This window comes from Micromonospora sp. DT228 (assembly GCF_049841595.1).
Lineage (GTDB): Bacteria > Actinomycetota > Actinomycetes > Mycobacteriales > Micromonosporaceae > Micromonospora.
Genome location: NZ_JBNCKO010000001.1, coordinates 291,690 through 305,592, shown reverse-complemented (window position 1 = coordinate 305,592; position 13,903 = coordinate 291,690). Strand labels below are relative to the sequence as shown.

Annotated in this window: 13 protein-coding genes; 12 read left to right on the top strand and 1 reads right to left on the bottom strand. The window is 72.0% G+C overall.

Translation table 11 applies throughout. The annotated features are described in order from the left end of the window. The first annotated feature begins 12 nt into the window (after positions 1–12). The 4 genes from ACLQ29_RS01330 to ACLQ29_RS01315 are packed head-to-tail and all read left to right on the top strand — an operon-like array spanning position 13 to position 3,559. Positions 13–1,026, top strand: coding sequence for a threonine ammonia-lyase (locus tag ACLQ29_RS01330; protein WP_425769837.1), 1,014 nt, complete (start codon positions 13–15; stop codon positions 1,024–1,026). Beyond that, positions 1,023–2,153, top strand: a complete 1,131-nt coding sequence (locus ACLQ29_RS01325; RefSeq protein WP_425769835.1) for a D-alanine--D-alanine ligase family protein — start codon at positions 1,023–1,025, stop codon at positions 2,151–2,153. The genes ACLQ29_RS01330 and ACLQ29_RS01325 overlap by 4 nt, the downstream gene beginning before the upstream one ends. Further along, positions 2,150–2,827: a M15 family metallopeptidase gene (locus ACLQ29_RS01320; RefSeq protein WP_425769834.1), complete on the top strand. Its 678-nt coding sequence runs from the start codon at positions 2,150–2,152 to the stop codon at positions 2,825–2,827. Before ACLQ29_RS01325 ends, ACLQ29_RS01320 begins: the two co-directional genes overlap by 4 nt. A gap of 48 nt (positions 2,828–2,875) precedes the next feature. Continuing rightward, the gene (locus tag ACLQ29_RS01315; protein ID WP_425769833.1) at positions 2,876–3,559 is read left to right on the top strand and encodes a hypothetical protein; all 684 of its coding nucleotides are present in this window, start codon (positions 2,876–2,878) and stop codon (positions 3,557–3,559) included. A 10-nt stretch (positions 3,560–3,569) separates the two neighbouring features. On the opposite strand, the gene ACLQ29_RS01310 is transcribed toward ACLQ29_RS01315, so the two are convergent. Next, positions 3,570–4,811, bottom strand: a complete 1,242-nt coding sequence (locus tag ACLQ29_RS01310; RefSeq protein WP_425769832.1) for an SUKH-3 domain-containing protein — start codon at positions 4,809–4,811, stop codon at positions 3,570–3,572. A gap of 79 nt (positions 4,812–4,890) precedes the next feature. Here ACLQ29_RS01310 and ACLQ29_RS01305 point away from each other — a divergent pair, with 79 nt between their 5' ends. The 8 genes from ACLQ29_RS01305 to ACLQ29_RS01270 form a co-directional block, all read left to right on the top strand. Continuing rightward, positions 4,891–5,313 (top strand): YbaB/EbfC family nucleoid-associated protein, encoded by a 423-nt coding sequence (locus ACLQ29_RS01305; RefSeq protein WP_425769831.1) that lies wholly within the window; start codon positions 4,891–4,893, stop codon positions 5,311–5,313. Then, complete coding sequence (locus ACLQ29_RS01300; RefSeq protein ID WP_425769830.1) at positions 5,310–5,642, top strand: hypothetical protein; 333 nt, start codon at positions 5,310–5,312, stop codon at positions 5,640–5,642. The genes ACLQ29_RS01305 and ACLQ29_RS01300 overlap by 4 nt, the downstream gene beginning before the upstream one ends. Before the next feature lie 15 nt (positions 5,643–5,657). Continuing rightward, on the top strand, positions 5,658–9,782 hold the full coding sequence (locus ACLQ29_RS01295; RefSeq protein WP_425769829.1) for a toxin glutamine deamidase domain-containing protein: 4,125 nt from the start codon (positions 5,658–5,660) through the stop codon (positions 9,780–9,782). A 31-nt stretch (positions 9,783–9,813) separates the two neighbouring features. Next, a complete protein-coding gene (locus tag ACLQ29_RS01290) occupies positions 9,814–10,047 on the top strand; it encodes a hypothetical protein (RefSeq protein ID WP_425769828.1) in 234 nt (77 codons plus the stop codon). A gap of 486 nt (positions 10,048–10,533) precedes the next feature. Next, positions 10,534–11,190, top strand: a complete 657-nt coding sequence (locus ACLQ29_RS01285) for a tetratricopeptide repeat protein (protein ID WP_425769827.1) — start codon at positions 10,534–10,536, stop codon at positions 11,188–11,190. A 71-nt stretch (positions 11,191–11,261) separates the two neighbouring features. Continuing rightward, positions 11,262–11,513, top strand: coding sequence for a hypothetical protein (locus ACLQ29_RS01280; RefSeq protein ID WP_425769826.1), 252 nt, complete (start codon positions 11,262–11,264; stop codon positions 11,511–11,513). Between the two features lie 177 nt (positions 11,514–11,690). Beyond that, positions 11,691–12,446 (top strand): deoxyribonuclease V, encoded by a 756-nt coding sequence (gene nfi / locus ACLQ29_RS01275; RefSeq protein WP_425769825.1) that lies wholly within the window; start codon positions 11,691–11,693, stop codon positions 12,444–12,446. Between the two features lie 451 nt (positions 12,447–12,897). Next, positions 12,898–13,903: hypothetical protein (locus ACLQ29_RS01270; protein ID WP_425769824.1), on the top strand; the 1,006-nt coding region annotated here is incomplete at its 3' end.

The window sequence follows — 13,903 nt, the reverse complement described above, 5'->3', positions numbered from 1 at the left end:
AAGGAGAAACCGATGTCACGCACCGTTGCCCAGGTCCGGGCCGACGTGGAGGAGGCCGCCCGCTGGCTCACCGGCCGCGTGGTCCGGACACCCGTGCTCCGATCCCCGGTGATCGACGGACTGGCCGGGGCGCGCGTCCTGTTGAAGGCGGAGAACCTCCAGGACGGCGGCTCGTACAAGATGCGCGGAGCGCTGCGGGCGGTGAGCCGGCTCGCCTCGGCCGGCCACACCGGGGTGATCGCGCAGAGCACCGGCAACCACGCGGTGGCGGTGGCGTTGGCAGCCCGGCAGCACGGGATCGCGGCGACTGTCGTGCTGCCCGTCGACGCGGCGCCGACCAAGGTCGACCGGGCCCGCGCGGCGGGGGCGCGCGTGGTGTTCGCCGGCACCGGCGTCGAGGAACGGGTGGCGGTGGCCAACGGGCTCCACGACGAGAGCGGTCACCCGGTCGTCGACGCGTACGACCATCCGGACGTGATCGCCGGCCAGGGCACCGCCAGCCTCGAACTGATCGAGGAGGCCGAGCGCGCCGGCACACCGTTGGACACGCTTGTCGTACCGGTGGGTGGTGGTGGCGGGGTCGCGGGCGCCTGCCTGGCCGCCGACGGCAGGGGCATCGAGGTGTACGGCGTGGAACCGGTCGGCTGTGACTCGCTCGCCCGCAGCCTGGCAGCCGGTGCGCGCGTCCCGGTCGCGCCGGTGCCCACGATCGCGGACGGGCTGCGGCCGTCCTGCGTGGGTGAGCTGCCGTTCGCGATCGTGCGGAACGCGCTGCGCGGGGTCGTCCGGGTCGACGACGGCGAGATCGGGGCGGCGTTCCGGCTGATCCTGACGGAGCTGAGGGTGCTCGCCGAGCCGTCCGGGGCGGCCGGCCTGGCCGGTGCGCTTCGCCTCGCCCCCGGAGCTGGTCGGCAGCGGACGGTCGGGGTGGTGCTGACCGGCGGGAACGTGGAGCCGGCGCTGGTGGCCCGGTTGCTGGCCCCGCCGCCCGCCGAGCTGCCGACAGTGGAAGCGGTGGCGGCGTGAGCGCGCCGACGCGGATCGGAATCCTGTTCGGTGGACCGTCGGCGGAGCACGAGGTGTCCTGCGCGTCCGCGCTCGGGGTGGCGCGGGCGCTGGGCGGCGGCGGTTACCGCACGCTCGCCATCGGCGTCACCCGCAGCGGCGGTTTTCGGCTGATGCCCGACGCGCTGCTGGCGGAGTTGCGGGACCGGCCGGCCGGCGAGCGGGCCATCGACGACCGCCTGCTGGTGACCGGCCCGGCCGTCGAGTTGCGGGCCGGTCCGCGTCCGGGCGTCGTGCAGGTGTGCGCGGGTAACGCACCCGGCGCGGTGCACGCCGAGCTGGACGTGGTCTTCCCGGTGCTGCACGGCCCGTTCGGTGAGGACGGTGTGGTGCAGGGCCTGTTGGAGTCACTGAACGTGCCGTACGTCGGCTGCGGCATCCTCGCCTCCGCGGTGGGCATGAACAAGGTGGCGATGAAGCGGGCGCTGCGTGCTGAGGGCATCCCGGTCACCCCGTACGTGGCGTTCGACGCGCACACCTACCGGGCGGCCGACGACCCGGAGAAGCTTGTCGTCGGGTTGCGCCGGCCGCTCTACGTGAAACCGGCGAACATGGGCTCGTCGATCGGCATCACCCGGGTCGGTGCGGGCGACGACCTGGCCGCAGCCGTGGACGAGGCGCTTCGCCACGACCAGCTCGTCATGGTCGAGCAGGGGGTCACCGGCCGGGAGTTGGAGTGCGCGGTGCTCGGTGGCTGGCGTCCCGAGGCGTCGGCGGTGGGCGAGGTGCGGGTCGCCGGTGGCTGGTTCGACTACCAGCAGAAGTACTTCGGCGACGCCGACCCGATGATCGTCCCCGCCGTGCTGCCGGACGAGGTGACCGCCCGGGTCCGCGAACTGTCGCTGCGCGCGTTCGCCGCGATCGGTGGCTGGGGTCTGGCCCGGGTGGACTTCTTCTACGACGAGGGGAGCGGTGAGCTGTACGTCAACGAACTGAACACCATGCCCGGATTCACCGCCCACTCGATGTATCCGAAGGTGTGGGCGGCCGTCGGGGTCGGGTACCGGGAGGTGGTCGACCGGCTCGTCGAGTTGGGCCGTACGCGGCATGCGGAACGGGCCGCGATCACCGGGGGGAGCGTCCGATGATCCTGTTGTCCGACCCCCGGGTGGCGGCGGTGCGCAGCGCCGACGACGGTGACCCCCTGCTGGACCTGCGTGAGCTGCCGGACCTGCGGCTCGACGGCCGCGCGGCCGACCCCGCCGGGGCGTACGCCCGACTGCGCGCCGCGGTGGTGGACCGCCTGCTGGCCGCGCAGCGTGCCCTGCCGGCCGGGATGCGCCTGCTCGTGGTCGAGGGTTACCGGCCGTACCGGGCGCAGTTGGCCATCTTCACCGGCTACCGGGACGAGCTGCGCCGACGACACCCGGACTGGTCCCCGCAGCGGCTGCACCGGGAGACCACCAAGTTCGTCTCGCCGGTCGAGGTGGCCCCGCACAGCACCGGCGGGGCGGTGGACCTGACGCTGTGCACCGACGACGGTGTGGAACTCGACCTGGGCACGGCCATCGACGCGACCCCGGAGGACAGCGACGACGCCTGTTTCACCGACGCGCCCACGATCTCCGCCACGGCCCGGCGGCACCGGCAGATCCTGGTGGACGCCCTCGGCGGCGCCGGGATGGTGAACTACCCGACCGAGTGGTGGCACTGGTCGTACGGCGACCGCTACTGGGCGCTGATCACCGGGGCGCCGTGCACCCGGTACGGGCCGGTGGACCTGGCCGCCGCACGATCGGTGCCCGTTCCGGCTGAACGGTAGGGCGCTCCCGTCCGTACCAGGGGAGGAAGGACACCACCGAGGACGGGAATGACGGCGATGAGGGTGCAGCGCAGGCACGTGCTGGCAGCGACCGTGGCGGTGCTCGCCGCGGCGGGTGTGGCGGTGGGGACCAATCTCGGCTTCGCCGACACCGCCCCGGCGCGGTCGACCGTCTGCTCCGGCTCGGTCACCTTCTCGGCGGAGGGCGGTGCGCCGGCGGCGACAAGCGACCGTTTCCCGGTGGGCACCCGGCTGCGGGTCACCAACCTGGACAACAACCGGGCGGTCACCGTGACGGTGACCGGCCCGTCGGGCAGTTGTGTGCTGCTCAACGCGGCAGCCATGGAGTTGGTCCGGGAACCGGGCAAGAACGTGATCCGCCGCAACGTGGTGGAGCGGTTGGACGGTGGCCCGCCCTCGGCCGGGCAGCCGACAGCCGGCACGATCCGCCCCGGTGCGGCGTCCCCCGGAGCGCCGGGTACGGCTTCCCGGTCGGCCTGCTCCGGGTCGATCACCTTCTTCGCCGAGGGTGGCGTGCCGGCGGCGACCAGCGGCCAGTTCCCGGTGGGTACGCGGCTGCGGGTGACAAATCTGGACAACAACCGGGCGACCACGGTGACGGTGACCGGCCCGTCGGGCAGTTGTGTGCTGCTCAACTCCGCCGCGATGGACCAGATCCGGGAGCCCGGCAAGAACCTCGTCCGCCGTAACACGGTCGAGGTGCTGCGCTGACGCACCCGCCTCAGTCGGACTGCCAGGTGCCGTCGTCGCGGACCCGGGCGGGGGCGCGGCCGAGCAGCAGGGTGGTCAGTGCCGCGTCGATGGTGTCGCCGAGGAACCACTCGCCGGCCTGATCGAGGGCGAAGACCCGGCCGCGCTCGTCCACCGCCAGGATGCTGTCCTGTTGTTCGGTGCCGATCGGGAAGAGTCGTACGCCGAGCACCGCCCCGAAGTCCGCGAGGGTGTCGGCGGTGTGCGCGATGGTGTGCGGGCGGATGTCGAACCGGGAGATCCACACCTGCTCGCCCCGACCGCGTCGGGCACCGACCAGGCTGGGAAACGCGGTGAGCGCCTCGACGGCGGCGGGGAAGACCGCGTGCTGGTGGGTCGCCCCCCGTACCGCGGTGACGTCCCGGACGGCGGCGGCAGCCATGATCTGGTCCCCGATGTGCGGTCGCCAACCGGCCGCCACCAGCGCGTTGGCGACCTCCGCCGGAAAACGGCCCGGATCAGGGTCGGACTCGGCCGGGGCGCGCCAGGTCTCGGTGTACGCCCGAGCGGACTCCGGCAGGACGTTGGCGCGCACCAGGAACGTGATGCACGAGTCGCAGGGCAGGTCGGCGGGGCCGCCGGCCGGGTCACCCGGCTCCCGGACCCGGAAGATCTCGAACCGGGCATCCGCCAGCAGCGCCGCAGCCTCGGCCCGACCCATCGGCGCGATGCCCTCGGCAGCCCGGCGGTGGTCGTACTCGTGCAGCACGTCGGAGACCACGATCAGCTCGGCGTGGGCCTCGCCCCCGCGGACCAGGTCGCCCGGAGGTAACTGGTCGAGGTAGGTGCGGACCAGCGGATGATGGTTCAGCGGGACGTCCGCCCTGGTGCCCTGGGCCGTCCAGATCCGCCCTTCGAGGGTCAGGTGCGCGGTGGTGTTCGGGGTGGCGATCCGATGGATCTCCCGGACCAACAGACTCGACGGGTCGACGGTGCGGGGGGCGATCGGCCCGGCCGGCTGACTGCGGCGGTACAGATCCGCCACCATCTCGCTCGGCACCCGCGGCCAGGTGGTGACCCTGCCGGTCTGCTTGTCGATGACAGTCGTCGGCAGGTCCCCGGGGACCGTGCGTACCTCGATGGGGACGACGGACGTGATGACGAAGCCGAGGTCGAACTCGTCGACCATCGCGGTGCACTCGTGGCCGAGGCGCTGCGAGTCGCGGCGGGCCCAGGTGGCGGCGAGCTGCTCGGCCTGTTGACGGTCGATCACGCACTGAAACTACCGGACTACACGGATCGATGGCAGCCGGTATGGTGCTGCTCTACCGACGGTGACGGGAGGAGCGGCGGTGAGCGAACACGTGGACCGGCACGCCAACCGCGAGCTACGGGCCCGATTCGACGACGTGTACGGGCAGTACCAGCAGCTCAGGTCCGGTTTGGACAGTCTGCAGACGCGCCTCGCCGAGCTGCGGGTGACCCGGCGGTCGGCCGACGGCCAGGTGACGGCCACCGTGGGCGCCCAGGGCCAGTTGATCGAGGTCGAGCTGACGCCGGCCGTCTACCGCGAGCGGGACGCCGGTGCGCTCGGCCGAAAAATCACCGAAACGATCCGGGCCGCCGCGACCGCCGCCGCCGACGCCACCCGCGACCTTGTCGCCGAGGTCATGCCGGCCGGCTCCGGGTCGGCGGACTTCCTGCGCACCGGGGACTACGCCACGTTGCTCGGCCGGGCCGACACCGTTCTCGGCAGGGGTGCGGGTCAGCCATGACCGACGGACAGCTCTGGCTCGATCCGCCCCGGACCCGTCGCGGCGGTGCCGACCTGGCGCTCGCTGGTGAGGCGGTAACGGCCCGTCGAGCGGCGGAAGGCGGTGCGATCGAGGCTGCCAGTGACGCCCGGCCGTGGGGTCGCGACGACATCGGCGCCGCGTTCGAGCGCAACTACCGCGGGTTCGAGCAGACCGTGCTGCGGGCCTGGGCGGGCGTCGGGCACCGGCTCACCGAGTTGGGCGGCGACGTGGTCCGCGCCGTCGATGCGAGCGTGCAGACCGACGGGGACAGCGCCGCCCGGCTCGGTCGGGCCGCCGACAGGCGCTGACGGCCGGCGACCGCGATGAGTGTGCTGCCGAGCCCGATTCCGCACCCGCTGGACCACGCACCCTGGGACGTGCCGGGCTGGATCTACGAGGCCCTCGACTGGGTGGTCGGTGTGCAGTGGCCGGAGGGCAACGAACGGGCCGTCTGGGACCTCGCCGACAGGTGGTACGCGGTTGCCGGCGTCCTCTCCGGCCCGCACACCGATGCCGCCACCGCCGCCGCCGAGGTGCGCGACGGGTACGGCGGCGTCGGGGCGGTCGACGCGGCCTTCGAGGCGGCCTGGCGGGGGATCGCCGAGGGGGCCGACGCCCCGTTGCCCGTGCTGCTCGCGGTCACCGCCGATCTGGGCCGGCTTGTCGAGGAGTGCGGCTGCGACATCGAGGGCGCCAAGCTGGAGGTCTGGATCGAGCTGGGCATCCTCGTCGTCGAGCTGCTCTCGGTGGCGGTCGCGGCGGTGCTCACCGCCGGTGCGGCAAGCCCCGCGGCCGGCGCGGCCATCACCGCGACCCGGCTGCTGGTCCAACAGATCGTCAAGCGGCTGATGGGCCAACTCGCCCGCAAATCCCTCAAACACGGTCTCAAGGAGGCCGGCGAGCGGGCGGCCAAGGAGGTCACCCGGGGTGGCGTACGCGGTTTCACCAGGCGGGCCGCCCGAGAAGGGGTGGAGGAAGCCGCCGAGGAGGCCGGGGTCACCCTGGCCACCCAGGCGTACCAGAACTCCACCGGGCGGGCGCACGGCCTGGACCTGACCGACCTCGGCGCGTCGGCGGTCGGTGGCCTCGCCGGCGGGGCGGCTGCGCCGCTGGCCGGTCTGGGCCGGCGCGCGACCGGGCGGGTGGCGCGCGTCGGGGAGCACCTGGGGCGGGAGATGACCGGTGAGGTGCTCGCCGACAGCGCCGCGAGCCTGGCCACCGGTCAGGGCCTGACCTCCATGGAGGACGTGGCACGCGCCGCCGCGTCCGGGGCCACCGGTTCGGCCACCGGGCAGACCGACCACGCGTTACGCGCCCGGCTCGACGCGCAGGCAAACGCGCTCGCCGGGGCGTCCTTCACCGGCCCTTCCCTGCCTCCCGTGGCACCGGTCGCCGGCGATCCGTCCGCCTCGGGCACGTTCCCTGCGGCGTCGGGGGCGCTGCCATCCGCCTCGGGGGCATTCCCTGCGGCCTCGGAGGCGTTCCCGGCCGAGGCTTCGGCGGGTGTGGCCGGAGCGGGCTCGTCCGCGGTGGGCGCGAGTGCGGCGGGTTCGAGTGGCATGGCCTCGGCTCCGGGCGTTCCGGTGCAGGTGACGCCCTTCGCCGTCACGTCGTCACCGGACCCCTTGCTGCCGTCGCGTGCCGATCCGTCGGGCGTTTTCGCGGCTCAGGCGACGGCGCTGCCGTCCGCCACCGCGTCCGACGTGAACGTCCAACCCGATGTGGACGGTGTCGACCGTTCGCCACGCCTGTCCGAGCCAACGTCCTCGGCGGACGGGCCGCTCCTGCGGGAGGCCAGCGCCACACCCCCGCTCACGGCCGATCCGACGCCGCCGGCGGCCACCGAGCCGCGGCCGTCCCCGGTGCCGGCTCCCGGGGTCTCGGCGGTCGCTCCCGGGCTGCCGGCGGTGGCTCCCGGGGTCTCACCGGTCGCTCCCGGGCTGCCGGCGGTTGCGCCCGGCGTCGCGCCGGTGGCGGCTTCCGGGGTCTCACCGGTGGTCGCTCCCGGGCTCTCGTCAGTGGCCGCACCCGTGGCCTCGACGTTCGGGCCGGCCAGCGGACCGGCCACCGGTGTCGCGCCGGGCCACGTCGGCAACTCACCGCACGCCACCACCCCCGGTCCGGTCGCCTGGTCGCCGTCGACAGCCACGCCAACGCCGCCGACCACCGCCGGCCCGACACCTCCGGTCACCGTCGCCACCCCCGTGGTGGGTCGATCGCCCGCCCCGGCGCGGGAGCGGCGCGCGCCCGATCATCCGGCCCGGGGCACGGCATCAGTTCCCGTCGACGTCGTGGCGTTCGGCGATCCGATGACGTCCACAACTGACTCCGTCGACTGGTACGCCGCGCAGTGGGCCGCCGAGGCGGAAGCCGCCGAGCGGCGGCGCTACCAGGGCCACTACCAAACGCAGCGGACCGGGTTCGAGCGCAATCGCCGCCAGGCCGAGGCCACCCGACTGCGCGCGCGGGCCGCCGAGCACGATCGCCGGGCCATCGAGTACGCCACCTACGCCCGCCAACTGCACCAGGCTGGTCACCGACAGTGGGCCGACGGCTGGCAGCGGGCCGCGAACGACGAGACACGCGCGTACGCCCAGTGGCGTGACCTGGCGGAGGCGGTGCTGGCCGGCACCACGGCGCCCCCGGTAGTGGACATCGAAGCCGCCGCCTTCGAACACGCCAACAGGGACGTCGGCGCGCTTGCGCTCGGGGCGGTGGAGACCTTCGGTCCGTCCCGCCTCACCGGCGACGACATACCCCCGCCGATCGACGACTCGCGGCCGTACGGGCGACCAGGAGGATTGCGTCCACCGCTCGCCCTGCACCAGGTCGACGTCGAACGGCAGATGCCCCGCGAGCCGGACGGCGCCGTCACACGGACCGCCGACCCCCGCCGGGGCGGCTGGTTCCGGCTGCTGAACGACGGAGGTCCCACGGCCGACGCCACCCGGGGCATCAACTGCCTGGACTGCACATTGTCGATGTTCGAAACCTGGGTGCACGGGCGGCCGCGGGTGTCGGCGCCGCGTACCTTCGACGGCTACCTGGACGGGGACATCAGGCGCCCGATCCGTGGCGAGGCAGGCGGCCCGGGCCGGGTGGAGGACGTGACAGGTGGGCGCTTCCAGCAACTCCTCGCCCCACCACCAGGGCAAGGCGCGTACGCCGAGCAGGCCCGGCAGGCCGCCGACCGGGGCTACCGCAACCTGCACGACCAACTGTTGCTGGGCGGCCACGGCAGCTACGCGTTCCTGGTCACCGAGTGGCCGCACGGCGGTTCGCACGCGTGGGTGGCGCTCAACCAGAACGGCACGGTGCTCTACGTGGACCCGCAGAACGCGGTGGTCCGGGACCGGCCGCTGTACCCCGACGTGGTCGGCATCGACGCGCTGGTGCTCAGTGGTGACGGCCGGCCGATGCCGCTCGGCGGCCTACCCCGTGGCCGGTTCAGCGAGCGGCCCGACCTGCCCGACCACCCTTCGGCAGACGACGACGGCGGCCACGGTGACCCGTACGTCAACCGGATGTATCTCCTGCTGGACGGCCCAGGTTCGGCGAACGCGGGTGACGGCGGGGAGAATTCACGCAAACCCAGTCAGCCAGCTTCCGCTCTCGCTCAGCTCACGACCCCGGAATTGGCGGCGCTGACAGACCTCCGCGAGCGTGCCCTGGGTGCCGCTGACTGGGTCGAGGATGCTTTGACTCAGATCGGGCAGGGCGTGACCGACACGCTCGGCCTGAGCGATCCGATCCGACTACGGGACCGCGATTTTCGCGTAAAAGGGCTTGAATCGTTGGCACGCAAGTACCTCGACGAGGGGCGCGTCGAGCAGGTTGACGTAAGGGAGTTCGTGTCGAGCGTCAATGACGTCCTAAGATTCTGCTTCGAGATTCCGTCTGCTGAGCACTACACCAAAGCCGTAGATCTGGTTCTTGCTGGCCTTGTTGGAGCGGGGTTCGCAGTGCCGACCTCAGCTTGTAAGAACTTTTGGCGGGAGGGCAATCGATTTTACGGCTTGAATTGCACCCTTCGGTTGCCTGATGGAATGCTAGTCGAACTGCAGCTGCACACCCCGGCATCGCGAGAGGCCTGGTTGGCTACTCACGAAGAGTATGAGGTGGTGCGGCGACCGTCGAACCGCTCCGAACAGCGATTCGAGGCGTTGCTGCGGATGCTCGCCGCGAACCGCGAACGTGGACTCCCGGATTCCCTGCCAATCGGGCTGGATCTCCGATTCTCTCCCAAAGACGCCACCTTTGCCAAGTGGATTAGCCAGAACGTTGAAGTTTGGCGCGAGTACCACGCGTGGCTGACCCGGCGCGGGACGAGCCTCCCGCAGGTTGTGCAGGACCTTGGGTTAGGGTCTCGGGACTTCCCGATAGCGCCGAATGTTGCAGAAGAGTTGGAGCGGGAGATTGTTGAGTTACTACGTAATATACCGGACTGATGAGCAGGAGAGGCCGGTTGGCATCTTTGTCATGGATGCGGGACCCGGTCAGGCTGTTCTTTGGGATCATCGCGCTCGATCATGGGCCTATGACCCAGACCTCGTTGTGCGTTTTCTTGATGACTACCGTAATGTGGACCGCTATAAGAACGTCAGCCGCGCTGCGGTTGAGGCGGTGGTCGAGGCAGTCACCGGGGGCGAGAAGTTGCCTGACGAAAGTTCAATTCGTGCGATCTTCAGGGAAGGCAGCAACACTGACCGCTGAGACTGGCTACGCATTTGGGGCCTAGCGGACCCTGTCGCACGCCCGGAGGTACGCACGAGAGCAGTCACCTCGTGTAATCCGGCCCGGAGTTCGTCATGTTGCCGGGGACGAAGCTGACCGCGCCGAATACCATGGACGTCCGGACGACTCGGACGTGCAGGATCTGCTGACTGTGGTCCGGGCGGAGGTTGAAGCGGCGGGAGTGCAGGTCGCTTCGATCGCCCGTCGCCGATAGACGGCAGGTTCGACGCGGTCGAATTCGGTTGTACGCCCGGGAGTGGAAGCCATCCTGACGGGATCACCGGGGCTGCGGATGAGGCGGCCTCCCACCTGATGCTCGTCAACGGCGCTGCCGGTGTTGATGTGGGGCGACCGGCGCAGTCCGGGGCTGCGGATCCGGCTGGAGAGCGGCGAGGATGGTGAAGTGCACGGTGCGTTATGAGCCTTACGACCTGCGGCGTTGATCGGCAAGAGGGGCAGTCAGTGATGACCGAAGGGTTGGACGCTCGGTTGGTACGGGCGCAGGAGTGTTACAACCTGGCCGTCTTCGGCGGTGACGCGAAGTCGTTGGACGAGGCGGAGCGGGATCTCAGCGCGCTGGACGCTGATGTGGCGCTGGCCCGGGGCAAGCTCCTGCATGCCCGTTTCCTGGACACCGGGTTTGAGGACGCGGCTGAACTGCCGCTGTTCGAGCGGGCGGCCGGGCTCTACCGGGAGTTGGGCGACGCCCGAGGTGAGGGCGAGTCGCTCTTCTGGGTGGGCACGGTCCACCAGGTGATTAGGCAGGACCAGGCGACCGCCGAGCCCTTCTTCGCTCGGGCCCGAGAGCTGGCCACCACAGCGGGGGATCAACTGACGCTGTCGTACGTACTGCGGCACCTCTGCTTCGGAGAGCGGGCCGCCGGTCGCGTTGACGCGGCGCGGGAGTTGCTGACCGAGTCGACCCGGCTGCGCCGGGACCTCGATTTCACCCCGGGAGTCGCGGCCAACCTGATTGGTCTGGCGGTCCTGGCCGCAGACGACGGTGAGCGGGAAACTGCCCGTGCGTTGCTCGACGAGGCTGCTGGGCTCGCGGCCGAAAGCGGCGCGCGTGGGGTTGCCAAGTGGATTGAAGAGGCCCGCGACGGGCTGGGCCTTACCTGACGGTGGGTTGCCGCTGTCGTGCGAAGTGGACAGCGTGGGTGGAAGCTGACCGGGTCGAATAGCATCGACGGATGGCGAGTTCCGACCCGCAGAGCGGCAAGTCCAACCTCTGGGCCTGGCCGGTTGGCATCCTGATCGGCTTGGCGATCGGCATCCCCTCGTTCGGCTCGACCGGGGGCGTGGCCTTTGGAGTGGCCCTCGGCATAGCCTTCGCGATCGCTTTCGGTGCGGCGAAGGGCCGAACCGACGACGACCCTGCGACGGGCGGCCCGGACGGTGGTGCCGCCACATGGGACGGTGCCGAAGGTCCCCGACGAGGGTGATCGACTCGGGTTTGGTGACGTCGGGGCATCCGTCGCCCTGGGACAGCCCGACTTCAATGACGTCGAGTGGATCATGGGCCGCGACGACGACGACGGTGGTGGCGGTGGCGGTGGCGGTGGCGGTGGCGGTGGCGGTGGTGGCGGCGGCCAGGGCGGCGGCGGGTGGTGGGTGACGCGATGGCGGTCACGGCGGCGGGTGACGCGGAGTCGGCCACGGCGGCGGGTGATGCGGAGTCGGCCACGACGGCCTCGGCGGGTGACCCGGTGGGGCCGAGCAGTGTTGCCGAGGCGGTGGCCGTACAGGAGGAGTTGCGGCCGTTGGTCGACCTGGTCGGGCCGGGGCCGAGCGCGCCGGAGACGGTGGCCGGCCTGGACGTCGCGTACTCGCAGGACGGCGACCTGCTGGCGGCGGCCGTGACGGTGCTGGATGCCCGGACGTTGGTGGTGGTGGACTCGGCGGTAAGTGTGGGGCGGCCGGCGTTCGGCTATGTGCCGGGGCTGTTCGCCTTCCGTGAGTTGCCGGCGCTGCTCAGTGCGTTGGACCGCCTGGACACGGTCCCGGATCTGCTGGTGTGCGACGGGCACGGGCTGGCGCACCCGCGTCGGTTCGGGCTCGCCTGCCACCTCGGGGTGGTCACCGGTTTGCCCGCGATCGGGGTGGGCAAGACGCCGCTGATCGGGACGTGGGATCCGCCGGCCACCGAGCGGGGTGCCTGGTCGCCGTTGCGGGACGGCGGTGACGTCGTCGGCCGGGTGCTGCGGACCCGGGACGGCGTGAAGCCGGTCTTCGTCAGCGTCGGCCATCGGATGAGCCTGGAGAACGCGACCGCGCAGGTGCTCGCGCTGACCCCGCGGTTCCGACTGCCGGAGAGCACCCGCACGGCCGACCGCCTCTGCCGCGACGCCCTCGCCCGCGCAGAGCACCCGCACTGACCGCCGGGGACACCCCACCTGCCAGGACCGGGCCCACAACGGCCCGGACCGGCCCCCGACTGCCCGGACCTGGCTCAACGTCCGGACCTGGCTCAACGTCCGGACCTGGCTCAACGTTCGGACCCGGCCACCTGCCCAGACCCGGCCCCACCTGCTCGCGCCGTGAGAGATCGACTCGGGTTCGGCGAGGTCGGGGCATCCGAGGTGGCGGGATGGCCCGATTCCAATGAAGTCGAGTGGATCATGGCTGGCGCGGCGCTGCGTTCACGTCGAGTGGATCATGGTCGGGATGGCGTCGCGCCCCGACCGGAATCGCACCAGGAGCAGGTCGGCGGGCCGGGTCGCAAACCGTAACGCGGCACACATCCGGGCCGCTCTATGACCGGCGGGGTGGATGGGGCGGTAGTAGCCTGACCCGCGGACCCCACCCGGGGAGAACGGCGAGGTGATCATGACGGTGCGTCGACGCGCGGCACGGCTTGCGGCGGTCTGCGGTCTGGTGGGCGGCCTGGTGATGCTCGGCTCGTCGCCCGCGCTCGCCGACGACGACTCGGTCCGGGTGGGTGCGGCCAGCAGCTTCGCCGCCGGCGGTTCCCCGCAGGGGGTGAACGTGGCGGTGCGAAAGCGCACCGAGGGCTGCGTCCTGCTGCGTACCGTGCTGGTTCTCAGCCTTGAGGGTCTCCAGCCGAGCCAGGCGAAGGTCGAGGTCAACGCGGGTGGGCAGTGGTTCCCGGTGGCCCTGACCGGCGGTGGCGGCAACGTGGGGACCGCCCAGACGTCGCCGTTGAAGCCGACCCTGTGCAAGGGCAAGGGCATCACCGTGCGGTACCGGGTCACCTTCGGTGCGGACGCCCCGGGCGGCCGGCTCGTGGTGACCGGCGCGGGTGTCAGCGCAGCCGGTCAGGAGGTTGGCCGGGGCAGCGACACGGCCCGGGTGACAGGTGCGCGGGTCACCCCGTCGCCGACGCCGTCGAAGAAGGCGTCGCCCACCCCGAGTCCGACCGAGGTCGCGACAGCCGACGGCGCGGTGACTCCGGCGGCGCTGGGCGACGTGTCCGGCACGCCGCAGGCCTCGACGGTCGCCGCGGCCTCGTCCGGTGGCACATCACCGGTGATGATCTTCGGCATCGTCATGGTGGCGGTCGGGTTGCTGCTCATCGTGCTGCTGTTCCGTCGCTCGCGCCAGGATCGCCGGCCGTCCGACGAGCCGACCGGCACGCTGCCGGGCAACCCCGGCGGCACCACCTACCGGGCCGGCGGCGGGCCACCGGCCGCGCCCGGTCGCCCAGGCCAGGTGTACGGCCAGCAGCCGCCGTCCGCCAGTCCCGGTCCCATGCCGCCCCCGTACCCGCCTGCCGGTCCGGGTGCCGCGCCGTCCCCGTACCCGCCTGCCGGTCCGGGTGCCGCGCCGTCCCCGTACCCGCCTGCCGGTCCGGGTGCCGCGCCGTCCCCGTACC

What these genes read in the sequence shown, in the direction of transcription:
- ACLQ29_RS01320 (WP_425769834.1), top strand. Translation starts at nt 2,150, where the DNA reads ATGATCCTGTTGTCCGACCCCCGGGTGGCGGCGGTGCGCAGCGCCGAC.
- ACLQ29_RS01330 (WP_425769837.1), top strand. Translation starts at nt 13, where the DNA reads ATGTCACGCACCGTTGCCCAGGTCCGGGCCGACGTGGAGGAGGCCGCC.
- nfi (WP_425769825.1), top strand. Translation starts at nt 11,691, where the DNA reads ATGGCGGTCACGGCGGCGGGTGACGCGGAGTCGGCCACGGCGGCGGGT.
- ACLQ29_RS01300 (WP_425769830.1), top strand. Translation starts at nt 5,310, where the DNA reads ATGACCGACGGACAGCTCTGGCTCGATCCGCCCCGGACCCGTCGCGGC.
- ACLQ29_RS01315 (WP_425769833.1), top strand. Translation starts at nt 2,876, where the DNA reads ATGACGGCGATGAGGGTGCAGCGCAGGCACGTGCTGGCAGCGACCGTG.
- ACLQ29_RS01280 (WP_425769826.1), top strand. Translation starts at nt 11,262, where the DNA reads ATGGCGAGTTCCGACCCGCAGAGCGGCAAGTCCAACCTCTGGGCCTGG.
- ACLQ29_RS01295 (WP_425769829.1), top strand. Translation starts at nt 5,658, where the DNA reads ATGAGTGTGCTGCCGAGCCCGATTCCGCACCCGCTGGACCACGCACCC.
- ACLQ29_RS01290 (WP_425769828.1), top strand. Translation starts at nt 9,814, where the DNA reads ATGGATGCGGGACCCGGTCAGGCTGTTCTTTGGGATCATCGCGCTCGA.
- ACLQ29_RS01285 (WP_425769827.1), top strand. Translation starts at nt 10,534, where the DNA reads ATGACCGAAGGGTTGGACGCTCGGTTGGTACGGGCGCAGGAGTGTTAC.